The organism is Pseudomonas sp. MPB03, from assembly GCF_046605385.1.
Lineage (GTDB): Bacteria > Pseudomonadota > Gammaproteobacteria > Pseudomonadales > Pseudomonadaceae > Aquipseudomonas > Aquipseudomonas zanjanensis.
In genome coordinates this window covers 3,194,933-3,219,030 of record NZ_CP176770.1, presented here as the reverse complement: position 1 = coordinate 3,219,030, position 24,098 = coordinate 3,194,933, and the positions used below count along the sequence as shown (strand labels likewise).

23 protein-coding genes are annotated in these 24,098 nt (G+C 63.7%); 17 read left to right on the top strand and 6 right to left on the bottom strand.

What is annotated here, in order from left to right:
* Window positions 1–27: 27 nt before the first annotated feature.
* Both ACLH0I_RS14205 and ACLH0I_RS14200 read right to left on the bottom strand, forming a co-directional pair.
* The gene (locus tag ACLH0I_RS14205) at window positions 28–2,169 is read right to left on the bottom strand and encodes a TonB-dependent siderophore receptor (protein WP_411387424.1); all 2,142 of its coding nucleotides are present in this window, start codon (window positions 2,167–2,169) and stop codon (window positions 28–30) included.
* 253 nt (window positions 2,170–2,422) lie between these two features.
* Complete coding sequence (locus ACLH0I_RS14200; RefSeq protein WP_411387423.1) at window positions 2,423–3,814, bottom strand: PLP-dependent aminotransferase family protein; 1,392 nt, start codon at window positions 3,812–3,814, stop codon at window positions 2,423–2,425.
* Between the two features lie 137 nt (window positions 3,815–3,951).
* Here ACLH0I_RS14200 and ACLH0I_RS14195 point away from each other — a divergent pair, with 137 nt between their 5' ends.
* The 17 genes from ACLH0I_RS14195 (at window position 3,952) to ACLH0I_RS14115 (ending at window position 19,743) form a co-directional block, all read left to right on the top strand.
* Window positions 3,952–5,118, top strand: coding sequence for an MFS transporter (locus ACLH0I_RS14195; protein WP_411387422.1), 1,167 nt, complete (start codon window positions 3,952–3,954; stop codon window positions 5,116–5,118).
* Window positions 5,119–5,333: 215 nt separating this feature from the next.
* Window positions 5,334–6,005, top strand: coding sequence for a GntR family transcriptional regulator (locus ACLH0I_RS14190; RefSeq protein ID WP_411387421.1), 672 nt, complete (start codon window positions 5,334–5,336; stop codon window positions 6,003–6,005).
* A gap of 112 nt (window positions 6,006–6,117) precedes the next feature.
* Window positions 6,118–7,050 (top strand): 4-hydroxyproline epimerase, encoded by a 933-nt coding sequence (locus tag ACLH0I_RS14185; RefSeq protein WP_411387420.1) that lies wholly within the window; start codon window positions 6,118–6,120, stop codon window positions 7,048–7,050.
* A complete protein-coding gene (locus tag ACLH0I_RS14180; RefSeq protein WP_411387419.1) occupies window positions 7,047–8,162 on the top strand; it encodes an NAD(P)/FAD-dependent oxidoreductase in 1,116 nt (371 codons plus the stop codon). Before ACLH0I_RS14185 ends, ACLH0I_RS14180 begins: the two co-directional genes overlap by 4 nt.
* A gap of 185 nt (window positions 8,163–8,347) precedes the next feature.
* Window positions 8,348–8,584: a 2Fe-2S iron-sulfur cluster-binding protein gene (locus ACLH0I_RS14175; protein WP_250963184.1), complete on the top strand. Its 237-nt coding sequence runs from the start codon at window positions 8,348–8,350 to the stop codon at window positions 8,582–8,584.
* Window positions 8,581–9,837, top strand: a complete 1,257-nt coding sequence (locus ACLH0I_RS14170) for an FAD-dependent oxidoreductase (protein WP_411387418.1) — start codon at window positions 8,581–8,583, stop codon at window positions 9,835–9,837. Before ACLH0I_RS14175 ends, ACLH0I_RS14170 begins: the two co-directional genes overlap by 4 nt.
* 186 nt (window positions 9,838–10,023) lie before the next feature.
* A complete protein-coding gene (locus tag ACLH0I_RS14165; RefSeq protein ID WP_411387417.1) occupies window positions 10,024–10,773 on the top strand; it encodes a helix-turn-helix domain-containing protein in 750 nt (249 codons plus the stop codon).
* A gap of 233 nt (window positions 10,774–11,006) precedes the next feature.
* Window positions 11,007–11,825 (top strand): transporter substrate-binding domain-containing protein, encoded by an 819-nt coding sequence (locus ACLH0I_RS14160; protein WP_186728578.1) that lies wholly within the window; start codon window positions 11,007–11,009, stop codon window positions 11,823–11,825.
* A 10-nt stretch (window positions 11,826–11,835) separates the two neighbouring features.
* Entirely contained in the window at window positions 11,836–13,614 is a 1,779-nt protein-coding gene (locus tag ACLH0I_RS14155) for an aconitase X (RefSeq protein WP_411387416.1), read from the top strand.
* Entirely contained in the window at window positions 13,607–14,272 is a 666-nt protein-coding gene (locus ACLH0I_RS14150; RefSeq protein ID WP_057452167.1) for an amino acid ABC transporter permease, read from the top strand. The genes ACLH0I_RS14155 and ACLH0I_RS14150 overlap by 8 nt, the downstream gene beginning before the upstream one ends.
* Window positions 14,273–14,281: 9 nt before the next feature.
* Window positions 14,282–14,932, top strand: coding sequence for an amino acid ABC transporter permease (locus ACLH0I_RS14145; RefSeq protein ID WP_411387415.1), 651 nt, complete (start codon window positions 14,282–14,284; stop codon window positions 14,930–14,932).
* Window positions 14,925–15,647 (top strand): amino acid ABC transporter ATP-binding protein, encoded by a 723-nt coding sequence (locus ACLH0I_RS14140; protein WP_092172955.1) that lies wholly within the window; start codon window positions 14,925–14,927, stop codon window positions 15,645–15,647. The genes ACLH0I_RS14145 and ACLH0I_RS14140 overlap by 8 nt, the downstream gene beginning before the upstream one ends.
* Window positions 15,648–15,764: 117 nt before the next feature.
* Window positions 15,765–16,793 carry a trans-3-hydroxy-L-proline dehydratase gene (locus tag ACLH0I_RS14135; RefSeq protein ID WP_411387414.1) on the top strand — a complete coding sequence of 343 codons (1,029 nt, stop codon included), beginning with the start codon at window positions 15,765–15,767 and terminating at the stop codon, window positions 16,791–16,793.
* A gap of 171 nt (window positions 16,794–16,964) precedes the next feature.
* Complete coding sequence (locus ACLH0I_RS14130) at window positions 16,965–17,882, top strand: dihydrodipicolinate synthase family protein (protein ID WP_186704937.1); 918 nt, start codon at window positions 16,965–16,967, stop codon at window positions 17,880–17,882.
* Between the two features lie 423 nt (window positions 17,883–18,305).
* Window positions 18,306–18,860 carry a DinB family protein gene (locus tag ACLH0I_RS14125; protein WP_411387413.1) on the top strand — a complete coding sequence of 185 codons (555 nt, stop codon included), beginning with the start codon at window positions 18,306–18,308 and terminating at the stop codon, window positions 18,858–18,860.
* 29 nt (window positions 18,861–18,889) lie between these two features.
* On the top strand, window positions 18,890–19,240 hold the full coding sequence (locus ACLH0I_RS14120; protein WP_411387412.1) for a DUF6152 family protein: 351 nt from the start codon (window positions 18,890–18,892) through the stop codon (window positions 19,238–19,240).
* Window positions 19,240–19,743, top strand: a complete 504-nt coding sequence (locus ACLH0I_RS14115; protein WP_411387411.1) for a DUF6644 family protein — start codon at window positions 19,240–19,242, stop codon at window positions 19,741–19,743. Before ACLH0I_RS14120 ends, ACLH0I_RS14115 begins: the two co-directional genes overlap by 1 nt.
* 64 nt (window positions 19,744–19,807) lie before the next feature.
* On the opposite strand, the gene ACLH0I_RS14110 is transcribed toward ACLH0I_RS14115, so the two are convergent.
* The 4 genes from ACLH0I_RS14110 to ACLH0I_RS14095 form a co-directional block, all read right to left on the bottom strand.
* A complete protein-coding gene (locus tag ACLH0I_RS14110) occupies window positions 19,808–20,872 on the bottom strand; it encodes a 2,3-butanediol dehydrogenase (RefSeq protein WP_411387501.1) in 1,065 nt (354 codons plus the stop codon).
* 84 nt (window positions 20,873–20,956) lie between these two features.
* Entirely contained in the window at window positions 20,957–22,069 is a 1,113-nt protein-coding gene (locus ACLH0I_RS14105) for an acetoin dehydrogenase dihydrolipoyllysine-residue acetyltransferase subunit (RefSeq protein ID WP_411387410.1), read from the bottom strand.
* A complete protein-coding gene (locus ACLH0I_RS14100) occupies window positions 22,069–23,085 on the bottom strand; it encodes an alpha-ketoacid dehydrogenase subunit beta (RefSeq protein ID WP_250963194.1) in 1,017 nt (338 codons plus the stop codon). The genes ACLH0I_RS14105 and ACLH0I_RS14100 overlap by 1 nt, the downstream gene beginning before the upstream one ends.
* A 34-nt stretch (window positions 23,086–23,119) precedes the next feature.
* Window positions 23,120–24,097, bottom strand: coding sequence for a thiamine pyrophosphate-dependent dehydrogenase E1 component subunit alpha (locus ACLH0I_RS14095; protein WP_053119650.1), 978 nt, complete (start codon window positions 24,095–24,097; stop codon window positions 23,120–23,122).
* Between the last annotated feature and the right edge of the window lies 1 nt (window position 24,098).

Sequence of the window (24,098 nt, the reverse complement as noted above, 5' to 3'; positions counted from 1 at the left end):
CTTCGGGGTTTTCGTGACGCAACGGATTCAGAGCGTGTAGGAGATACCAGCCTGCACGGTTCGCGGTGCGCCTGGATAGGCGTAGACGCCACCGAATGCACCTTCTTCGTAGTCGGCGTCAAACAGGTTCTTCAGGTCCAGGTTAACGCGGATCCGCTCATTGACCTTGTAGTAGCCGAGCAGGTCGACGACGGTGTAATTGTCCATGGTAAAGGTGCTGGCCGCCGTGTTGCCGGCCCGCTCATCAACGTACTTGGCGCCCAGGCCCAGGCCGAGACCCTTGAGGCCGCCGTCCTGGAACTCGTAGACGTTCAACAGGCTGAAGGAGTTCTTGGGCACGTTGAGCAAGCGGGTGCCGGACGGGATATTGATGTCCTTGGTCACTTCGGCATCCACATACGCATAACCGCCGATCACGCGCCATTCCGGCGTCAGGTTGCCCGCCACGTTCAAGTCAAAGCCACGGCTGCGCACTTCCCCGGCGGCCACGTTGAAGGTGGGATCCAACGGGTCGGGCGTGAGCACATTGCGCTTTTCAATCTGGTAGATCGCCGCGTCGACGCTCAACTGACGATCCGGCGCTTCCCACTTGACGCCCATTTCATAGGACTTGCCCTCTTCCGGCTTGAATCCCCCGCCTTGAAGGGCGGCACCGGTGTTGGGTTTGAACGAGCGGGCGGTATTGGCATAGACAGCCACGGTATCGGTCAGGTCGTAGATCACTCCCAGGCGTGGGGTGACGGCATTTTCAGTCTTGTCCCAGTTACGGCTACCGGGCCGAGCCTGAGGGACGAAGGATTCGTACTCATGCTCGAAATGCTCGAAACGCGCCCCTGCCAACACCTTCAAACGCTCAGTCAACGCCACCTGATCCTGGACGAACATACCAAACGTCTTGAGATTTTCCTGGTCATTGGTAGGCGTGCGCGTCAATGCCGGGCGTGGCTGGCCATGCACCGGATCGAAGATATCGATCGGGTAGGCACCTGTGCCGCCAGCGGAACGCCGGATGATCGACTGGTAATCGTAGTCTTCATACTCGATCCCCGTCAGCAACGTATGCTCGAACCCGCCAGTAGAAAAATGCCCAGTAAGGTTGAGTTGGGTGTCCCGGTCGGTCCATTCCAGCTTGCGGTAGTTGAAGTTACGACCCAGAGTGCGCCCATCTGGACCGATGCCGTTGCCTTCCACCGCGTTGCCCTGCAAGGTGCCGTCGAGCCACTGGGTGCCGCCGGCCAGGGTCCAATCGTCGTTGAGCATGTGCTCGAAACGCACCTGCAGCATGTTGTTGTCGTTGTGCAGCTTGCCCACGTCTTTCTCGCCGAAGAACGTATCCCGCGACGCGGTGCCACGTTGGCCGGCGTAATGGGTCAGGCCACGGTCCAGCGGCGCATTGTTGCGCATGAAATCGCCTTCGAAGGTCAAGCGCGTGGTGTCGTTGACCTGCCAGCTCACCACCGGCGCGATGCCGTAACGCTCGGTCTCGACGTGGTCGCGGAACGTATCGCCGCCCTCACCCACCACGTTCAAGCGATAAGCCAGGCGCCCTTCTTCGTCCAACGGACCGGACGCATCGAGCGTGCCGCGACGCATCCCCTGGTCGCTGACCTGGCTGCCCAGGGTCACCGTGCGCTCGGCCAACGGCTGCTTGGACACCACGTTGAAGGTACCGCCCGGGTCGCCACGGCCATAGAGCATGGTAGCCGGGCCACGCAGGACTTCCAGGCGTTCGATGGTGTTGGCGTCCGGCATGTTCGGGTAGCCACGGTTGATCGGGAAACCGTTGCGGTAGAACTCGCCGGTGGTGAAACCGCGGACGGTGAAGGTGGTCAGGCCCTGGCCGCCGAAGTTGTTCGCCCGGCCTACGCCGCCGGCGTAATCGAGGGCGTCTTGCAGGCGCGTGGCACTGAGGTCTTCAACGACATCGCGGGAAACGACGGAAATGGATTGCGGGGTTTCATGGATCGCCGTGTCGGTACGGGTCGCACTGGCCGAACGAGTGGCGTGATAGCCCTTCACCGGGCCCTGCGCCGTTTCATAGTCTGGATTGCCGACGATATCGGTGGCTTGCAACTCCAGGGAGGCCGGCTTGGCAGGGATCGGCTCTTCGGCCCAGGTGGGAATGGAATAAGCTTGGAGCACACACAGTGAAACGAGAATCCGACGCATCGATGCACAATCCTAATGGAAAAAAGCCTCCACATCGGGAGGCTGACAAGAATGTGTCGCGAAAGATACAGTAACTCATTGTTGTTTGATATCTATTCCCATTAACACCCATGTTTTTTGTGACCGGTCAGTCCGTCATCGCGAGCAAGCTCGCTCCCACAGGGGGTTGTGGTGCACATGAGCTCCGTGTCACCGAAAATCCAATGTGGGAGCGAGCTTGCTCGCGATGGCGCCGGATCAATCTGCCCAAACCCTACTGCCCCACCGCAATCGACTCCTCCTCGACACGCTGGAAAAACCTCTGCGCACGAACATCCTGGGTATAAGCCACATTCAACCGCAGCCAATCACACACCTCCCCTTGCGGCAGGAACGTCGAGCCCTGGGACAGTTGGATCTGCAGTTCCCGGGCGATCTGCTGCACCCGCTGCGCCGCCAGGCAGCGCGGCCTGGCCCAGATGAACAGGCCCCCCATCGGCTCGGCAAAGATCTCCCAGTGGGCCGGGTCCAGTTGGCGCAGCGTACTTGCCATCTGCTTGTTCAGGCGCTGGCGCAAGCGCTGGATCAGCTTGCGGTAGGCACCGTTGGCCAGCAACGTCGCCACTACGTTTTCCGCCAGCAATGAACAACCGATACCGGTCACCATCTTGACCTCGGCCAGGCGCTGGATGATGTCGGGCTGGGCCACCACGTAACCGATGCGCAGCGAGCTGGACAGCGTCTTGGAAAAGCTCGCCAGGTAGATCACCCGCTCCAGTGCGTCCAGGGAAGCCAGGCGCGACGTCGGGCCATTCTGGAAGTCGGCGTAGATGTCGTCCTCGATGAGGCGAAAGTCATGGGCCGTCGCCAGTTGCAGCAAGCGGTAGGCCACGCTCGGCGCCAGGCTGGTGCCGGTGGGGTTCTGGTACATGCTGTTGATGAAGAAGTACGAGGGTTTGTACTCGCCGAGTAACTGTTCCAGGCGGGCGATGTCCGGGCCTTGGGCGGTTCTCGGCACGGCCACGGTCTTCACTCCGTGCAATTTCAGCAAATTGAACAGGTTGTAGTAGCCGGGGCTTTCCACCAGCACCAGGTCACCGGGCTTGAGCAGGGTTCGCACCAGCAGGTCGAGGCCCTGGCTGGCGCCTTGGGTGGTGATGATCTGTGTCGGGTCGACGTGGATGTCGATCAGACCCAGGCGTTTTTGCAGGTGCAGGCGCAGATGAGGCGAACCCAACGGGGTGCTGTAGTTGAACAATGCGTGGTTGTCGCTGCGCACCACTTGGCGGATCGCCTGGCCCAGGTCGGCGTCGTCGCGCCAGGCGTCAGGCAGCCAACCGCAACCGAGCTTGAGCTGGGTCGATTCATTGTCGAACAACTGCCACGACGGGTTATCTGTATCAGGTGGCGGTTGCACCGGCCGGGCCAACTGTTGCGCGACAAAAAAGCCCGCGCCATGCCGGGACTCCAGCACCCCGCTGGCCACCAGTTGGTCATAGGCCTTGATCACGCTCGACAGGCTCAGGCTATTTTCCCGAGCCAGTTGGCGAATCGACGGCATTCGTGCGCCGGGGCGAATGCCATGGGCGTCGATCCAACCCGTGAGGTGCGTCACGAGCTGGCGGATCACCGGCTCGGCAACGTTGCGATCAATCTTCAGGTCCACGGTGGGCACTCTTGGTCAAGTGTTCTCGATTTTCCGGAAAACAGTTAAACACAAATGGCTGGCGGCTGTTCCTTGTTTGCGTTGTGCCCGGCAGTGATAGTCCCCGGGACTTCATGCACACCCTTTAAGGAACACCTTTGAACCCATCGCATCGACATTCCTGGGGACTGGCCTTCGGTCTTTGCCTGATCACCCTCGCGGTCAACCTGCAGGCGCCGCTGTACACCACCTATGCGCAGTTGTCCGGCTACGGCGCCGGGGCCACGGCGGTGGCGTTTTCCGGTTATGTGCTGGGCGTGCTCCCGGTGCTGCTGGCGTTCGGTGGGCTGGCGGACCGGGTGGGCCGCAAACCGTTGATCCTGGTCGCCCTCGGGCTGTCGATGCTGGCGACGCTGGTGACCATCCTCTGGCCGAACCTGGTGGCGCTGGGCGTGGCGCGCCTGATGATGGGGGTCGGCACCGGGCTGGCTTCGGCTACGTCGACCGCCTATATGGCCGAGCTCATGGCAACCAGCGATACCCGCGCACCGGCCAACCGGGTGACCGCCAGCACTTCCCTGGGCTTTGGCCTGGGGGCAGCGTTGACCAGCCTGTTCCTGTTCGTCCATCACAGCGCCACGCCTGGCAGCTTCTGGTTGCAGCTCGCGTTGGCCGCCCTGGCGATCGTCGTGGTCTGGCGGCTCCCGGACCCGGTGCTGAAAATCAAAGACGCGCCGCTGCTGCGCCTGCCGTTGTTTCCCGCTGGCAGCCTGCCCTACAGTTTTTCCATGCTGTTGGCCTGGGCGACGTCGGGCCTGGTCATCGCCCTATTGCCGTCCGTGCTGGCGACCCATGATTTGCAGCGCTGGTCTGGCCTGTCGACCTTCACGGTCATCAGTTGCGGCTTGCTCTTCCAGCCTTGGGTGCGACGTCTGCAACCGGCCAGGGCTACGTGTCTGGGCCTGTTGATCCTGCCCGCGAGCTACGCGTTGCTGGCCTGGGGCGCGAGCGTCGGCTCGCTGTTCGCCGTGCTGCTGGGGGCATTGGGGGCCAGCAGCGCCTGCTACGGTTTCCTTTACCTGGGCGGGTTGTCGGCCATCACGGCCATGGCTGGGGCGGAAAAGGCCCGGGTCAGTGCCGGGTTCTTCCTGTTCGCCTATGTCGGGTTCAGCATTCCGGTGGTGGTGACCGGGTTGCTGGCTGACGCTTTCGGCGCTGACGTGGCGTTGATCGTGTTTGGCCTGGCGTTGTTGGCGGGGGCGGTTGTCACGGGATGGCGCATCGTCCGAACGCAGGCTTATGTAGCCCACCTGTCCCATGGCTAAACATAAAACCTTTGTGGCGAGGGAGCTTGCTCCCGCTCGATTGCGCAGCAATCGCAAAATCTCGGGTCTGCTGCGCAGCCCAGCGGGAGCAAGCTCCCTCGCCACAGAGTCCACTTTATACCCGGTACAAACAGGGCTGGCTGACGCCGCCCCGGGACACTCGGTCCGGCAAAGTCGTATACCATATCCCCACCTAAGCCGAACGACCCGCTGCCGTGACTTTATCCAAGTTCAACCTGCCTGACCTGGGCAACACCCCGTCCACCTCGGAAATCATCACCCGCCACCTGCGCGATGCCATCGTGGCCGGGCATTTTGCCGAGGACGAGCCGATTCGCCAGGATGACATCGCCCGGCAGTTCAACGTCAGCAAGATTCCCGTGCGCGAAGCCCTCAAGCGTCTCGAGGCCGAGGGCCTGGTGATGTTCCAGCGCAATCGCGGGGCGATGGTGACACGCATTTCCGAGGCGGAGTTGGCGCAGATGTTCGAAGTGCGCATGCTTCTGGAAGACAAAGTCCTGCGCCTGGCGATTCCCAACATGACCGAAGACACCTTCGCCCGCGCCGAAAGCATCTGCCAGGAGTTCATCGGTGAAGACGACGTCGGGCGCTGGGCCGAACTGAACTGGCAACTGCATGCCTGCCTCTACGAGCCAGCGCAACGGCCCTTCATGGTGAACCTGATCCGCTCGGTGCACGACAAGCTGGAGCGGTACTTGCGCATGCAGATGAGCCTGTCGGCCGGTAAGGACCGTGCCGATCATGAGCACCGGGAAATCATCAAGGCCTGCCGCGCCGGTGATGTCGAACAGGCCGTGGCGCTGCTGGACGAGCACATCGCCGGGGTCTGCGAAACCTTGTTCAAGTTCCTGCCTTCCAGCCATTGATACATTGGTACTGTGCCGATTTCGTCATCGGCGATAGTTAAAACCCTCAAGCCGTCATCCCCTGGCGCGGGCCACGCTTACCGTCACTCATCTGAACGGACGTGGCCCTCCCATGAAACGCATCACCGTGATCGATTCCCATACGGGCGGCGAACCGACCCGCCTGGTCACCGACGGTTTTCCTGACCTGGGCCAGGGCACCATGGCCGAGCGCAAGCAACGCCTGGCCACGGAGTTCGACACCTGGCGCAGCGCCTGCGTGCTCGAACCCCGGGGCAGCGATGTGCTGGTGGGGGCGCTGCTCTGTGAGTCGGTGGACCCGAGCGCCTGTGCCGGCGTGATCTTTTTCAACAACAGCGGCTACCTGGGCATGTGCGGCCACGGCACCATCGGCCTGGTGGCGTCCCTGGCCCACCTGGGCAGGATCGGCCCCGGCGTGCACAACATCGAAACCCCGGTGGGCACGGTACAGGCGACCTTGCACGAAGACCGCTCGGTCAGCGTGCGCAACGTGCCGGCCTACCGTTACCGCCAGGCGCTGGCCCTGGAGGTGCCCGGCATCGGCCCGGTGGTGGGCGACGTGGCCTGGGGCGGCAACTGGTTTTTCCTGATCGCCGAGCATGGCCAGCGTGTCGCCGGCGATAACCTCGACGCGTTGACCGCCTACACCTACGCCGTGCAGCAAGCCTTGGAGCAGCAGGGTTTTCGCGGTGAGGATGGCGGCCTGATCGACCACATCGAACTGTTCGCCGACGACCCGCAAGCGGACAGCCGCAACTTCGTGCTCTGCCCGGGCAAGGCCTATGACCGCTCCCCGTGCGGCACCGGCACCAGCGCCAAACTGGCGTGCCTGGCCGCCGATGGAAAACTGCAACCCGGGCAGATCTGGCGCCAGGCCAGCGTCATTGGCAGCGAGTTCGAAGGCTCCTACGAACAGGCGGGCGAGCGCATCGTGCCGACCATTCGCGGTCGCGCCTACATCAGCGCCGAAACCACCCTCATCATCGAAGCGGATGACCCGTTCGCCTGGGGCATTCGTCTGTGAGCGAGGGCCATGTCGCCGACGTGATCATCATCGGTGCGGGCATTATCGGTGCGGCCTGCGCCCAGGCATTGGCCCGACGTAGCGTCAACGTGCTGGTGCTGGACGCCGGTTGGCACGGCGCCACGGCGGCTGGCATGGGGCATTTGTTGGTGCTGGATGACAACCCGGCGGAACTGGCCCTCAGCCAATACTCCCTGCAACGCTGGCGCGAACTGGCGCCAGCCCTGCCCGCCGATTGTGCCTGGCGCAATAACGGCACCTTGTGGCTGGCGACCAATGCCGAGGAAATGGCGGTGGCCCACAGCAAATACCTGAACCTGCTGGCCCATGGCGAAGCCTGTGAGCTGATCGGCCGCGCCGCCCTGCATCAGCGCGAACCCGAACTGCGCCCAGGGCTGGAAGGCGGGTTGCTGATCAAGGGCGACGGCATCCTCTACGCCCCGGCCGCCGCTCGCTGGATGTTGGACGCGCCCAGGATTCGCCAGCAGCGGGCACACGTCAGCGAAGTCGACGGGACTCGCGTGCGCCTCGACGACGGGCGTTGGTTGAGCGCCGATGCGGTGGTGCTCGCCAATGGTATCCAAGCCACCGAGTTGTGCCCGGAACTGCCCATCGAACCGAAGAAGGGCCACCTGCTGATCACCGATCGCTACCCCGCCACCGTCACTCACACCCTGGTGGAGCTGGGCTACGTCACCAGCGCCCACAACGCGAGCGGGCCGTCGGTGGCATGCAATATCCAGCCACGCCCGACCGGGCAATTATTCATCGGCGCCTCGCGACAGTTCGGCACCGTCGACCCGCAGGTGGAAGGCTGGATGCTGGCAAAGATGCTCAAGCGCGCCGTCGACTACATGCCTGGGTTGGCGCATCTGAACGGCATCCGGGCCTGGACCGGTTTTCGCGCGGCGAGCCCCGACGGCTTGCCGCTGGTGGGCCAACATCCGCAGCGCAAGGGGTTGTGGCTGGCGGTGGGTCACGAGGGGTTGGGCGTCACCACCGCGCCGGCGACCGCCGACCTGCTGGTGGCGCAGTTGTTCGACGAAACCTCGCCACTGGCCGCGCAACCTTACCTGCCGCAGCGTTTTTTGGGAGAACCGGCCCATGCCTGAAGCCCGGCATACTTCCCCCGTTTGCTCCGGGAATGGGGTCAACTCTGTGGCGAGGGAGCTTGCTCCCGCTGGGGCGCGAAGCGGCCCTGTTTTGGGTCTGCTGCGCAGCCCAGCGCGAGCTTGCTCCCTCGCCACGGTTTTTGGGTGCGCTCACGACATTCGCTTAGCCAAGGAGGATTGGACCCATGCCTGAAGTGTTCCTGGATGGCCGCCCGCTGTCAGTCGCCAACGGCACCAGCGTCGCGGCGGCATTGGCGTTGGGCGCGGACGGTTGCAGTCGCACCTCGGTCAGCGGCCAGCGTCGAGCGCCGTTGTGCGGCATGGGCATCTGTCAGGAATGTCGGGTGCTGATCGATGGCCGGCGCCGCCTGGCCTGCCAGACCCTGTGCCTCGATGGCATGCAGGTGCAGACCCGACCATGAACGAAGCCACCGACCTGCTGATCATCGGCGCCGGCCCCGCCGGCATGGCTGCCGCCCTCGCCGCGGCCAGCAGCGGCGCGCACATCGTGTTGCTGGATGACAACCCACTGCCCGGCGGGCAGATCTGGCGCGACGGTCCCCAGGCCAACCTGCCCAGCGCAGCCCGGCACCTGCGCGATCAACTGCGAAACTGTGCCAACGTCCGCTGCCATGCCGGCACTCGCGTAATCGCCTGCGCGGCGGATAAAACCTTACTGGTGGAAGATACCGAGCGAGGCTGGCAGATCCGCTACGAACGCTTGATCCTCTGCACCGGCGCCCGTGAGTTGCTGCTGCCGTTTCCCGGCTGGACCCTGCCCGGCGTGACCGGCGCTGGCGGGTTGCAGGCGCTGGTCAAAGGCGGCTTGCCGGTGCGCGGCGAACGGCTGGTCATCGCTGGCAGCGGCCCCTTGCTGTTGGCCAGCGCCGCCACGGCAAAACACCAGGGCGCACAGGTGCTGCGCATCGCCGAGCAAGCCAGCTTCGGCGCCGTGGCCGGTTTCGCCGGGCAACTGCCGCGCTGGCCGGGGAAGTTTTTCCAATCGTTCAGTTTGTTCGACTCGCACTACCGAACCGACACCCACGTGGTGGAGGCGCTCGGTCGAGAACGGCTCGAGGGCGTGCGTCTGCAACAGCAAGGCCAGACGATTGAACTGGCCTGCGACCGGCTCGCCTGTGGCTTCGGGCTCATTCCCAATACCCAGTTGGGCCAGGCCCTGGGCTGCGCGGTTGAAGGCCAGGCGTTGGTGGTTGACGCCTGGCAAGCGACCACGCGCCATGAACATTACGCCGCCGGGGAATGCACCGGTTTCGGCGGCAGCGAACTGGCATTAGTGGAAGGCGCCATTGCCGGCCATGCCGCCGTCGGCAATAGCGCAGCCGCCCAGCAGCTATGGCCTCGCCGCGCGCGTTGGCAAGGTTTCGCCCGGGCCTTGAACACGGCCTTCGCCCTCGATCCACGGCTCAAGTCCCTGGCCCGCGACGACACCCTGGTTTGCCGCTGTGAAGACGTGCCTTATGGCGAACTGGTCGGCCACGAAAACTGGCGCGAAGCGAAACTGGCCAGCCGCTGCGGCATGGGCGCCTGCCAAGGCCGAGTGTGCGGTGCTGCACTGGAACACCTGTTCGGCTGGACACCACCGGCACCACACCCGCCCTTCAGCCCGGCGCGGATCGAGACCCTGCTGGAGTTGGAAGAAACCCCACCCAGCTGATCCCACACAGACTCTTCTGTGGGAGCGGGCTTGCTCGCGAATGCGTCGGCACATCCGGCATCGATGCTAACTGATCCACCGCTTTCGCGAGCAAGCCCGCTCCCACAGTAGAACGCGTGGACCTGGACTTCCTGCCTCGATGACTTTGCCCCTATGATCCCTGAGTCCCCTCAGGAATCTGGCGCCATGTACCCCTCGCTCACCTCCCTCGCCCCCTGCGACCTCGACACCCTGTTGCGCAGCCTGCAGCCCATCGCCCCGCTGCTGGACACCCTCGCCGACGTGGTGTTTTTCATCAAGGACCGGCAGGCCCGCTACGCCTTCGTCAACCAGACCCTGGCCCGGCGCTGCGGTTTCAAACACAGTGGCGGCCTGCTCGGTCTCACTGCCGAGCAGGTGTTTCCCGAGCGCTTCGGCCCGCTGTACACCGAACAGGATCGCCGGGTGCTGGCCAGCGGGCGGGAGTTGGCCGACCAGCTCGAACTGCATTTGTATTACGGCAACCAACCGGTGTGGTGCCTGACCCACAAGCTCGCCCTGCACGACCCAAGCGGCCAGATCGTCGGCCTGGCCGGCATTTCCCGCGACCTGCAACTGCCGCAATCGAGCCACCCGGCGTTTCACAAACTGGCGGCGGTGGACGCCTATATCAAGCAGCACTTCGCCCGCCCCATCAGCCTCGCCGAGCTGACCGCCATTGCTGAATTGTCGGTGGCGCAGTTGGAGCGGCACTGCAAGCGCATCTTCCAACTCACGCCACGGCAGATGATTCACAAGGCACGCCTGGAGGAAGCCTCGCGGCTGTTACTCGACCAAGACCTGCCGATCACCGAGATCGCCCTGCGCTGCGGCTACACCGACCACAGCGCCTTCAGCCGCCAGTTCCGGGCCCTGACCAGCCTGTCGCCGAGCCAATACCGTGAGAGTCAGCGCTGATCGTGTTCCCTGATGGGGCGTCGGCTCCCATGGCTGCTCCCATCTGTAACACCCCAAGCCAACGTAGCAACTTGCCCAGATGCGCCACCGCTCGGCGAAAACACCTCTAGATCAACCCTCCAATGCCATTACGGCGCCTCAGGTCAAAACAGGCATGCTGATTGCTTATCTAATATCGTATACGAAATCCTCAATACGATATCTCACCGCATTTATTCGACAGCGAGGCATTTATGAAAAACCCTGCATTGGCCGTAGCCCTCAGCGTTGTCCTTACCCCGCTTTTCATGGCCCCCGCCCACGCCGACAAGCTCGACGACATCATCGGCTCCGGCAAGCTACGTTGCGCCGTGACCTTGGACTTCCCACCCATGGGCTTTCGCGATGAAAGCAACAAACCGGCGGGGTTCGACGTGGATTATTGCCACGACCTGGCGAAGGTCCTCGGTGTCGACGCCGAAGTGGTGGAAACCCCGTTCTCCGACCGCATCCCCGCGCTGCTGTCCGGCCGCGCCGATGTCATCGTCGCCTCCACCTCCGACACCTTGGAGCGGGCCAAGACCGTCGGCCTGACGGTGCCCTACTTCGCGTTCCAGATGGTGGTGCTGACCCGCGACGACACCGGTATCAACAGCTACGCCGACCTCAAGGGCAAGAAACTCGGCAACACCAGCAGTACCTACGAAGCCATCGCCTTGGAAAAGGACCAGAAGAGCTGGGGCAGCGGCAGCTTCCGCGCCTATCAATCGCAGAACGACACCCTGCTGGCCGTCGCCCAGGGACACATCGATGCCACCGTGGTGACTAACACCGTCGCCGCCGCGACCCTCAAGTCGGGCAAATACAAGGGCTTGAAGATTGCCGGTGACGCCCCCTACGTCATCGACTACGTGTCCCTCGGCGCCAAGCGCAGCGAGTACGGTCTGCTCAACTACCTGAACCTCTTCGTCAATCAGCAGGTGCGCACGGGTCGCTACAACGAGCTGTTCGTCAAATGGGTCGGCACCGACATCCCGCCGGCCAACCTGACCGTTCCCCAGGTCTACTACTGAGGATTGGCCCATGCCAAGCACGCCTGTCCGTGTGAAAGGCCGCAGCCTGGTGGAGGGTGCCGCCCAGGGCGCCCTGCTGTTCGCCGAGGTGGGCCTGAGTTTCTGGGGCGGGGTCGATCCGGCCAGTGGCGAGGTCATCGACCGCCACCACCCCTTGAGCGGCGAGCGCCTGGCCGGGCGCGTCTTGGCGATTCCCAGCGGACGCGGCTCCTGCACCGGCAGCAGCGTCTTGATGGAACTGATCAGCAACGGTCACGCACCCGCGGCCCTGGTGTTGGCCGAAGCCGATGAAATCCTGACCCTGGGCGTGCTGGTGGCGCAGGTGATTTTCCAGCGGTCCCTGCCGGTGTTGTGCGTGGGACACGAGGCCTTCAATGGGCTGCGTGGCCAGGGTTTTGTCCGCCTCGAAGGCGATGTCCTGACCCTCACCGGGCGCCGCCCGAACGACGGTTGGCAAGGTTCGCAAGCACCGTCGGCGTCGCCCATTTTCTCGACCCTGGACCTGAGCGAACAGGACCGGGCATTGCTCGACGGTACCCACGGCAAGGCGGCCCAAGTGGCGATGCACATCGTGCTGCGCATGGCCGAGATCCAGGGCGCCACGCAGTTGCTGGACGTGACCCAGGCCCACATCGACGGTTGCATCTACACCGGCCCGGCCAGCCTGCGCTTTGCCGAACAACTGGTGCAGTGGGGGGCGAAGGTTCGCGTCCCCACCACCCTCAATGCCATTTCCGTGGACCAGCGTCGCTGGCGGGAACTGGGCGTCGATCCAGCCCTGGGCGAACCGGCCAGTGCCTTGGGCGATGCCTACATGGCGATGGGCGCGCAACTGAGTTTTACCTGCGCGCCCTACCTGCTGGAGACCGCGCCAAAGGCCGGCGAACAAATCGTCTGGGCCGAGTCCAACGCGGTGGTCTACGCCAACAGCGTGCTGGGTGCGCGCACGCAAAAGTACCCGGACTTCCTCGACATCTGCATCGCCCTGTGCGGACGGGCACCGTTGACCGGCTGCCATCTCGACGACGAACGCAAGGCCCGGCTGATTGTCGACGTGCCGACGCTGGGTCAGGTCGATGACAGTTTCTATCCGCTGCTGGGCTATCACATCGGCAGCCTGGCGGGCCGGCGCATCCCGTTGATACGCGGCCTGGAACACGCCGCGCCGAGCCTGGACGACCTCAAGGCCTTCGGTGCCGCGTTCGCCACCACCAGCGCCGCACCGTTGTTCCACATCGCCGGGGTCACCCCGGAAGCCCTCGACCCTGCCGATGTCCTGGAGAAGGACGTTACCTTGCCGCAGGAAAGCGTCGATGCCGCAAGTCTGCTTGCCAGTTGGCGCGAGCTCAACAGCGCCCGGGACAATTGGGTGGACGTGGTGTCCCTGGGCAATCCGCATTTCTCCCTCAGCGAATTCGCCGCCCTCGCGACCTTGTGCGCGGGCCGGATCAAGCATCCGTATGTGGTGCTGGCCATCACCTGCGGCCGAGCAGTGCTGGAACAAGCGCGCAAAGCCGGATACCTGACCGCCATCGAGGCCTTTGGCGCGGTGCTGGTGACCGACACCTGCTGGTGCATGTTGGGTGAGCCGGTGATCCCGCCCCACGCCACCACGTTGATGACCAACTCAGGTAAATACGCCCACTACGCACCGGGCCTGGTCGGTCGCGGGGTGCATTTTGCCGCCCTCGCCGACTGCGTCGAGGCCGCCTGCACTGCCGCGACCCACGGCCAGCCGCCGACGTGGCTGCAACCCACTGCCCGCACGGGAAGTCCGACCCATGTTTGACTACAGCTTCCAATGGCGCCCGGCCTTGCGCGCGCTGCCCGACATGCTCGCCGGGGCCTGGGTGACCTTCGAGACCGCCGCGCTGTCGATGATTTTCGGCGTGCTGATCGCCCTGGTGCTGACGGTGATGCGCCAGGCCCCGAATCGCCTGCTGCGGGGCGTGGGCAATGGCTGGGTGTCCATCGCTCGCAACACGCCCTCGCTGTTCCAGATCTACATCCTCTATTTCGGCCTCGGCTCCCTCGGGCTGCACGTCAGTTCCTGGCTGGCCTTGCTGGCCGGAATCACCTTCAACAACGCCGGCTACCTGGCGGAAAACTTTCGCGGTGGCCTCAAGGCCGTGCCCGGTACGCAAATGCGCGCCGCCCGCTCCTTGGGAATGAGCGCCTTCCAGGCCTACCGGATGATCATCGTCCCGCAATTGTTGCGCATCGTCTTCTACCCGCTGACCAACCAGATGGTCTGGGCGGTGCTGATGACGTCCCTGGGGGTGGTGGTCGGCCTGAACAACGACCTCACCGGCGTGACCCAGGAATACAACGTCAAGACCTTCCGCACCTTCGAATACTTCGCCCTCGCGGCGCTGCTGTATTACCTGATCGCCAAGCTGATCGTCGGGTTGGCCCGGCTGTTGTCCTGGCGGCTGTTCCGTTATTGAGGGCGGGTCATGTTTTCTACAAGCCTTACCGTTAACGACGTGTTGTATCTGCTTGAGGGGGCCTGGGTCACCGTGCAATTGACTGCGTGGTCGATCGTGCTTGGCACGCTGGCCGGCTTGCTGTTCGGCCTGCTGCGGGCGCTGTTGCCGCGAGCCAGCCTGCCGCTGGCCTGGCTGCTGGACGTGTTTCGCAGTGTGCCGCTGCTGATCCAGTTCGTGTTGTTCAACTCCCTAAAGAGCATCGTTGGCCTGAACCTCAGCGCGTTTGCCGTCGGTTGCATCGTGCTCGGGGTCTACGCCGCCGCGTACTTCACCGAGATCGTCCGCGGAGGCGTGCTGGCGGTGCCGTTGAGCACCCGCCGGGCCAGCCGGTCGCTGGGCCTGAGCTATGGGCAGGACCTGCGGTTCATCGTCCTGCCGATTGCCACGCGGGTGGCGTTTCCCGGCTGGCTGAACCTGGTGCTCGGTGTGATGAAGGACACCGCCCTGGTGATGTGGATCGGCATCGTCGAATTGCTGCGGGCCTCGCAAACCATCGTCACGCGCATTCAGGAACCCCTGCTGGTGCTGTGCATCGCGGGCCTCATTTACTACGTCATGAGCCTGGTGGTCGCCCGCCTCGGCGCACGCCTGGAAAGAAGGTGGCAGGAAAATGATTGAGATCGAAAACGTGCACAAGTCCTTCGGTGACCTGGAAGTGGTCAAGGGTGTGAGCCTGACCGTGGACAAGGGTGAAGTGGTGTCGATCATCGGCGGTTCCGGCTCTGGCAAGTCGACCCTGCTGATGTGCATCAACGGCCTGGAGCCGATCCAGAAAGGCAGCATCCGCGTGGACGGCATCGAGGTCCATGACCGCGCCACCGACCTCAATCGCCTGCGGCAAAAGATCGGCATCGTCTTCCAGCAATGGAACGCCTTCCCCCACCTGACCGTGCTGGAAAACGTGATGCTGGCACCGCGCAAGGTGTTGGGCAAAAGCAAACAGGACGCCGAGGCCCTGGCGGTGAAACAGCTTGAGCACGTGGGCCTGGGGGACAAACTCAAGGCCTTCCCCGGCAAGCTTTCCGGCGGCCAGCAACAGCGCATGGCCATCGCCCGGGCATTGGCGATGTCGCCGGACTACATGCTCTTCGACGAAGCCACCTCGGCGCTGGACCCGCAACTGGTGGGCGAAGTGCTGGACACCATGCGCATGCTCGCCGAGGACGGCATGACCATGGTGCTGGTGACCCACGAGATCCGCTTCGCCCGGGACGTGTCCGACCGCGTGGCGTTTTTTTGCAATGGCCGGGTCCATGAGATCGGGCCGCCGGACCAGGTGATTGGCAATCCGGTGCAGCCGGAGACGGCGGCTTTTCTCAAGTCGGTGAAATAGCGGATGGCCCTATCGCGAGCAAGCTCGCTCCCACACGGACTTGTGTACACGATTGAACCCTGTGGGAGCGAGCTTGCTCGCGATGAGGCCCGACCAGACAACACAAGGATTTGATCCATGCGCTCATCCAGAATCATCCATGTCATCAGCTGCCACGCCGAAGGCGAAGTCGGCGATGTGATCGTCGGCGGTGTCGCGCCGCCCCCCGGCGCCACGGTGTGGGAGCAGTCACGCTGGATCGCCCAGGACCAGACCCTGCGCAATTTCGTCCTCAATGAGCCCCGCGGCGGGGTGTTCCGCCACGTCAACCTGCTGGTGCCGGCCAAGGACCCGCGGGCGCAAATGGCCTGGATCATCATGGAACCGGCCGACACGCCGCCGATGTCCGGCTCCAACTCGCTGTGCGTCGCCACCGTGTTGCTGGACAGCGGCATCCTGCCAATGACCGAACCCCAGACCCGCCTGGTGCTGGAAGCCCCGGGCGGCCTGATCGAAGCCATGGCCGACTGCCGCGACGGCAAGGTGCAACGGGTCGAGATCAAGAACGTACCCTCCTTTGCCGACCGCCTCGATGCCTGGATCGAAGTCGAGGGACTGGGTTCGTTGCAGGTGGACACCGCCTACGGCGGCGACAGCTTTGTCATCGTCGATGCCCAGCGCCTGGGTTTTGCCATTCGCCCCGATGAAGCCGCCGAGCTGGTGGCCGTGGGCTTGAAGATCACCCGCGCCGCCAATGAACAACTGGGCTTCGTGCACCCGCTGAACCCCGACTGGTCGCACATCTCGTTCTGCCAGATCGCCGCGCCCATCGTCCGTGAGGACGGCATCGCTACGGGCGCCAACGCCGTGGTGATCCAGCCCGGCAAGATCGACCGCTCCCCCACCGGCACTGGCTGCTCGGCGCGCATGGCGGTGTTGCAGGCCAAGGGCTTGATGCAGGTCGGCGAGCGGTTTATCGGCCGCTCGATCATCGGCTCCGAATTCCACTGCCGCATCGACTCACTGACCGAGGTGGCCGGACGCCCGGCGATCTATCCGTGCATCGCCGGACGGGCGTGGATCACCGGGACCCATCAGTTGCTGCTCGACCCGGCCGATCCGTGGCCCCAGGGCTATCGGCTTTCGGACACCTGGCCCGGCGCATGACGTTCAGATTCACCCAAACCCTTGTGGCGAGGGAGCTTGCTCCCGCTGGACTGCGAAGCAGTCCTGAAGGCTGACAACTCGGTGTGTCAGTCAGATCCTGGGGGCCGCTTCGCGACCCAGCGGGAGCAAGCTCCCTCGCCACAAAAGCACTATCAAAAACGGAGACAACCCATGAGCAAACGCATCAACTGGAGCGGCGTCTTCCCTGCCGTCACCACCCAATTCAACGATGACTTTTCCATCAACCTGGAAAAAACCCACCAAGTGATTTCCAACGTCATTCGCGATGGCGTTTCCGGCCTGGTGGTCTGCGGGTCGGTGGGGGAAAACACCTCCCTGAGCGCCGAGGAAAAAATCGCCGTGACCGAAGTCGCGGTGGACGCCTCCCGGGGCCGGGTGCCGGTGATCTGCGGCGTGGCCGAGTTCACCAGCGTGCAGGCCGCCAAGGTTGCCAATGCGGTGCGCAAGGTCGGTGTCGACGGGGTGATGCTGATGCCAGCGCTGGTCTACGGCTCCAAGCCCTTCGAGACCGCCGAGCATTTCCGCTACGTGGCCCGCCATGCCGACGTGCCGCTGATGGTCTACAACAACCCGCCGATCTACAAGAATGACGTGACGCCGGACATTTTGATTTCCCTGGCCGATTGCGACAACGTCGTGTGTTTCAAGGACTCCTCCGGCGACACCCGGCGCTTCATCGACGTGCGCAATGAAGTCGGCGATCGCTTCGTGCTGTTCGCCGGTCTCGACGACGTGGTGCTGGAAAGCCTTGCCGTGGGCGCCGAAGGTTGGGTCTCGGGCATGTCCAACGTGTTCCCCCAGGAAGGCGAGACCATTTTCCGCCTGGCCCGCGCCGGACGGTTCGCCGAAGCGATGCCGATCTACGAATGGCTGATGCCGATCCTGCACCTGGACGCCCGGGCCGACCTGGTGCAATGCATCAAGCTGTGCGAAGCCATCGCCGGCCGCGGCAGCGCCCTCACCCGCCCACCGCGCCTGGCCCTGCCGGACGCGGACCGGGTGTATGTGGAGCAGATCATGGCCAAGGCCCTGGCCAATCGGCCGGTGTTGCCGGATGTGGGGCTTTAAGGCCTGACCTACCCCGCAAGGCATCTGAGGATCCCCCTGTGGGAGCGAGCTTGCTCGCGAAAGCGGTCTGCCTGAGCCGGCTATGCTGGATGTGCCGACCTCATCGCGAGCAAGCTCGCTCCCACAGGGATTTGCGGTGAACACACAAGAATGAGCCCATGCGACTCAACCTGTGGGAGCGAGCCTGCTCGCGATAGCGATCTGTCTGAGCCGGCTATGCTGGATGTGCCGACCTCATCGCGAGCAAGCTCGCTCCCACAGGGATTTGCAATGAATACACAAGAGTGAGCCCATGCGACTCAACCTGTGGGAGCGAGCTTGCTCGCGATAGCGATCTGTCTGAGCCGGCTATGCTGGATGTGCAGACCTTATCGCGAGCAAGCTCGCTCCCACAGGATTTGTGGCGGACATGAGAGGCTTCCCATGAACTATTTCCTGGCCCAGGCCCTGAACAATCGATGGGCCAACCACAGGTTGCTCGGCGCCTGCGCGCAGTTGAGCGAGGCCGACTACGCGGCGCCGCGCACGGGATTCTTCCCGTCCATCCAAGCCACGCTCTGCCACATCCTGGAAGTGGACCGCTATTACCTCACCGCCCTGGAAGGCGACCGTGACGGCCAGATCAAGGACTTCTCCGAAACCCTGGCCTTTGCCCACCTGATGCACAACCAGACCCAGACCGACCAGCAACTGGTGGCGTTCTGCGAAGCCCTGCGGGAGCAAGACCTGGTCCGCTCTGTCGATCTGGTGCGCGTCGACGGTGTGGTGCGTGAACGAATCGACCGGCTGCTGTTGCACCTGTTCGAGCATCAGATCCATCATCGTGGACAGGTCCACGGCATGCTCAGCGCCACCCACGTCGCGCCGCCACAACTTGATGAGTTTTTTCTCGACTGCGACCGGCCGTTTCGCAACGACGAGGAACAACTGCTTCAATTGGATGAACGGCGGGTCTGGCGCGAATACCTGCCAAATTGATCCGCCCCCCCCTCAAAGGAGACCTTGCCATGAATGTCATTCTTCGTAGCATCGGTTTGGTGTTGATGCTGATCACCACGGCGGCACTCGCCCACCACGGCTGGAGCGAATACGACGCCAGCAATCCCCTGACGCTCGAAGGCACGATAAAGGAAGCCGGCTATTCCCATCCCCATGGCTACGTGCGCCTGCAAACCACCGACAAAACCTGGACCGTCGTGCTGGCCCCGCCGTCACGCATGGAGAATCGCGGGCTGGGCAAGGACATGCTCAAAGCAGGTAACAGTGCCACCGTGGTCGGCTATGCAAACCGCAACAAACCCGACGAATTGCGCGCCGAACGCATCACCATCAACGGCAAGACCACCGAGTTGCGCTGATGCAGGCCTCCCCGGCAGGCGCGCCCCAAGGCTGGATGGACCAACTGGGCGATTCGTCCCTGGCATTGGCCATGCGCAGCGAGCTGTGGCTCTATCCGCTGGTGGAAGTGGTGCACATCATCGGCTTTTCGATATTGGTGGGCGCGGTGGTGATGTTCGACCTGCGCGTGCTCGGGCTGTCCAAGGGCATCGCCGTGACCGCCCTGGCCCGCCACTTGCTGCCCTGGGCGATTGCGGCCCTGCTGCTGATCGTGCCTGCGGGGTTGCTGATGTTCAGTGCTCACCCCCATGACTTTGCCGGCAACAACGTCTTCATCCTCAAGCTGTACCTGATCGCGGCAGCGGGCCTTAACGCCCTGCTGTTCCACGTTGGCACCTACCGCTCCGTCCAGCAATGGAACACCGGCCATAAGGCACCCGGCCTGGCCAAGGCCCAGGCATTGGTCTCCATAGTCCTATGGCTCGTGGTCATACTCTGCGGCCGCCTGCTGGCCTACACCTGAACTACACGTAAAAAAGAAGCGATGGCCGCTGCCGGCCATCGCCAAATCGCCCACCCGGGCGCCCTCAGATCCGTGCGGGAGACACGATTATCTTCACGTTGTGCTCCTTGTTGTTCACCAACTCCTCGAAGCCCTGCCCGACGATCTCTTCCAACTGGATGCGCCCGGTCACCAGCGGCGAGATGTCCAGGCGTCCGTCGGCGATGAAGGCAATCACGTCGGCGAACTCACCGTTGTAGGCCAGCGCGCCCAGCACTTGCTTCTCCGTGGAGACCAGCTCAAAGAAGTTGAACTCGCTCGGTTCCTCGAAAATCCCCACCAACACGCATTTGCCGGCCTTGCGGATCAGGTCGATGGCCAGCTTGGCGGTGTGCTTGTTGCCAATGCATTCGAAGCTGACATCGGCACCCAGGCCACCCGTCAGGCGCCGAACTTCAGCCAAGGCGTCGCATTCATTCGGATCGATCACATGGCTGGCCCCGACTTCCAAGGCCTTGGCCTTGCGTGCGCCGGACATTTCCAAAGCAATCACCTGGGCTGCACCAGCCGCCTTGGCGCACATGATCGTGCACAAGCCGATGGTCCCGGCGCCCACCACCACGACGTTCTGGCCCAGCAGGCTGCCGGCCTTTTTCACCGCATGCATGCCCACCGCCAGTGGCTCGATCAACGCACCGGCCTCGGCGGGGAAATCAGCCGGTAGTTTGTAGAGCAGGTTCGCCGGGACATTGACCAGCTCCGCGAACGCACCGTTGTTCATCAACCCGGTGAACGCCAGGTTCTCGCAAATGTTGTAGAGCCCATGGGTGCAGTAGTAGCAAGTGCCGCAGTGCTGGCAGGCGTCCGCCGCCACCGGCTCGCCGACACTGAAACCTTCGACGCCGGCGCCCAGTTCGACGATCTCGCCGCAGAACTCGTGGCCAAGGATGCACTGGCCTTTGATCCCGGTCAGCGGGTGCGGCGCGTCCACCGGGATGAACACCGGCCCGGCCACGTACTCGTGCAAGTCGGAGCCGCAGATGCCGCACCATTGCACGCGGATCTGCACCCAACCGGCGGGGGGCGAAACCGGCAGTGGCACGTTTTCGACGCGGATGTCGTTGCGGCCATGCCAGACGGCGGCGCGCATGCTGCGGGTCGGCTTGATAGAAACCTTCATAGCGTTGCCTCCAGAATTTTTTATAGGGCGACGATGCAATCGCCGCCCGCTTGTTCAGTACTGTCCGATGAACCCGTTGATCAGCCGATTGACCTGCTCGGCCGCTTCCATCTGCACCATATGGCCTTGGCCCGACAGCACCTCGACCCGCGCTGATAACCCTTCGGCGTGAGACGCCGGGATGATTGCGTCGTCGCTGCCCCAGATCACCAGGGTCGGCACGTGGCCCGCCTGCACCACTTCCCGCAGGTCCGCCTGCTGGCGACCGTCGGCGAACAACGTCGCTGACAATTGCTGCAGCGCCGCGTCCACACCTTCCAGGCGCTTGTACTTGAGCATGTCGTCGAGCATCTGGCGGTTGACCAGCTCGGCATTGGAGAACAGTTGCACCAGCTGCGGCTTGAGGGCGTTGCGGTTGGCCGCTTCGACGAACCCTTGCAGGTAGCTGCCGTTGATCTGCGCACCCAGGCCGGCACTGCCGATCAAGGTCAGGGAGCGTATCCGCTGGGGCATCAGGCGCGCAGCGTTCAGCGACACCGCCCCGCCCATGGAATGCCCCACCAGGTGCACGGCGTTGATGTCCAGGTGATCGAGCAAGGCCAGCACCACGCCGCTCAGCTCGTCCAAATCGCCGCGTTGCAGGGTTTTCGACGATTCGCCATGGCCCGGCAGGTCCAGGGCAATGACCCGTCGCCCGGCCGCCAGGGCTTCATGGTTGAACAGCCAGTTGTTCAAGTCGCCGCCAAAGCCGTGCACCAGCACCAGCGGCGTACCGCCCTCGCCGCGCTCGAAATAGCGGATCACCCGGCCGTCCAGCTCGACTTTCTGTGGTTTCGGACCACTGTCCTCATCAGCCGCGTCGCCGGGCACGAAGTTGGATTGGAACTGCTCGATGACCGCGTCAATCTCGGCGTCGCTGGCCTCGCCTTCGACGACGATGCCGAGCAAGGCGCCGACCGCCAGGGTTTCGTCCTGGCGGGCGATCTGCCGGCGCAGGATTCCAGAAAACGGCGCCTCGACGCTGCTGGAAATCTTGTCCGTCTCGACGTCCATCACTTCCTCGCCCTTGGTGATGGCCTGCCCCTCTTCCTTGAGCCAGGCATCGACCCGGCCCTCGGTCATCGACAGGCCCCACTTGGGCATGGTCAAGGTATGAATCTGGCTCATCAGCGCTTGCTCCACTCGATCACGTTGAGCACGGCTTGTTCGATCTTCGCCGCGTCAGGGATGTACAGGTCTTCCAGGGAGTCGGAGAACGGCACCGGCGTATGGGGCGCGGTGACCATTTCGATCGGCGCCTTGAGCGCGCCAAAGGCTTTTTGCGCCACCAGCGCCGAGATGTCGGTGGCCATGGAACAGCGTGGGTTGGCCTCGTCGATCACCACCAGGCGCCCGGTCTTCTCGACACTTTCCAGGATGCTGTCCTCGTCCAGCGGGCTGGTGGTGCGCAGGTCGATCACTTCGCAGTCGATGCCGCGCCCGGCCAGGTTGCGCGCCGCGTCCATCGCGGTGTTGACCAGCCGTCCGTAGGAGACCAGGGTGATGTCCTTGCCGTCGCGCAGGAAGTTGGCCTCGCCGAACGGTACGGTGTAGAGCTCTTCCGGCACTTCGCCCTGCATGCTGTAGAGCAACTTGTGCTCGCAGAAGATCACCGGGTCGTTGTCGCGGATTGCCTGGATCAGCAGGCCCTTGGCGTCGTAGGGCGATGATGGGCAGACCACTTTCAGTCCCGGGATGTGCGTCCACAACGACGTGAGCATCTGTGAATGCTGGGCGGCGGCGCGCAGGCCGGCGCCGACCATGGTGCGGATCACCAGGGGTGTGGAGGCCTTGCCGCCGAACATATAGCGAAACTTCGCCGCCTGGTTGAGGATCTGGTCCAGGCAGCACCCGGCGAAGTCGACGAACATCAGTTCGCACACCGGGCGCACGCCGCAGGTAGCCGCGCCGACCGCCGCGCCGACGTAACCGATTTCCGACAGTGGCGTGTCCAGCACGCGCCCGGGGAACTGGTCGTATAGGCCCTTGGTCACTCCGAGTACGCCGCCCCAGGCGTCGTTTTCACCGGGGGCGCCGGCGCCACCGGCCACGTCCTCGCCCATGATGAACACGCTGGCGTCGCGGCGCATTTCCTGGGCCAGGGCTTCGTTGATTGCCTGCTGATAGCTGATTTTTCTCGCCATGATGAAATTCTCTGTTCTTGTTTTAGGAGGGCGTTCAGGGATAGCTGACGTAGACGTCGGTCAACAGGTCCGCTGCAGAGGGCTTGGGATCGGACTTGGCCTTGTACACGGCGTTTTCGATCAGCAGGTCCACTTCCTTGTCGATCTGGTCCAACTGCTCGACGGTGAGCAAACCGGCCCGGGTGGTGCGCTCGCGGAATTGCATCAGACAGTCCTGGTTTTCGCGGAAATGCTTGACCTCGTCCGGTGCACGATAGGTCTGGGCGTCGCCTTCGAAGTGGCCGTAGTAGCGGGTCAGCTTGACCTCGATCAGCGACGGTCCTTCCCCGGCACGGGCGCGTTCGACGGCGGCCCCGGCGGCTTCGTGCACGGCGAAGAAGTCAAAGCCGTCCACCGTCACGCCGGGCATGCCGAAGCCGGCGGCGCGGTCGGCGATGTGATCGCAGGCCACCGACCAGTTGGAAGCGGTGGCCTCGGCGTAGCCGTTGTTTTCGGCGATGAACAGGCACGGCAGGTTCCACACCGAGGCCATGTTCATGGCTTCGAACACCGCGCCTTCGTTGGAGCCGCCGTCGCCGAAAAACACCACGGCGACGCTGTCGGTGCCCTTGAGGCGGGCCGCCAAAGCCGCGCCGACCACCAGTGGCGCACCGGCGCCGACGATGCCGTTGGCACCGAGCATGCCTTTCTCGAAGTCGGCGATGTGCATCGAGCCGCCCTTGCCCTGGCAGACGCCGGTTTTCTTGCCGTAGATCTCGGCCATCATTCCGTAGACGTCCACGCCCTTGGCGATGCAATGGCCGTGGCCACGGTGGTTGGAGGCGATGCAATCGTCATCGCCCAGGTGGGCCATGACACCGGCGGCCGACGCTTCTTCGCCGGCATACAAGTGGACGAAACCGGGGATCTCGCCCGTGGCGAACTCCACGTGCAGGCGCTCTTCAAAGGCGCGAATGGTGCGCATCACCTGGTAGGCGTGCAGCAGTTGATCGTGGGTGAGCGGTGTCGACATT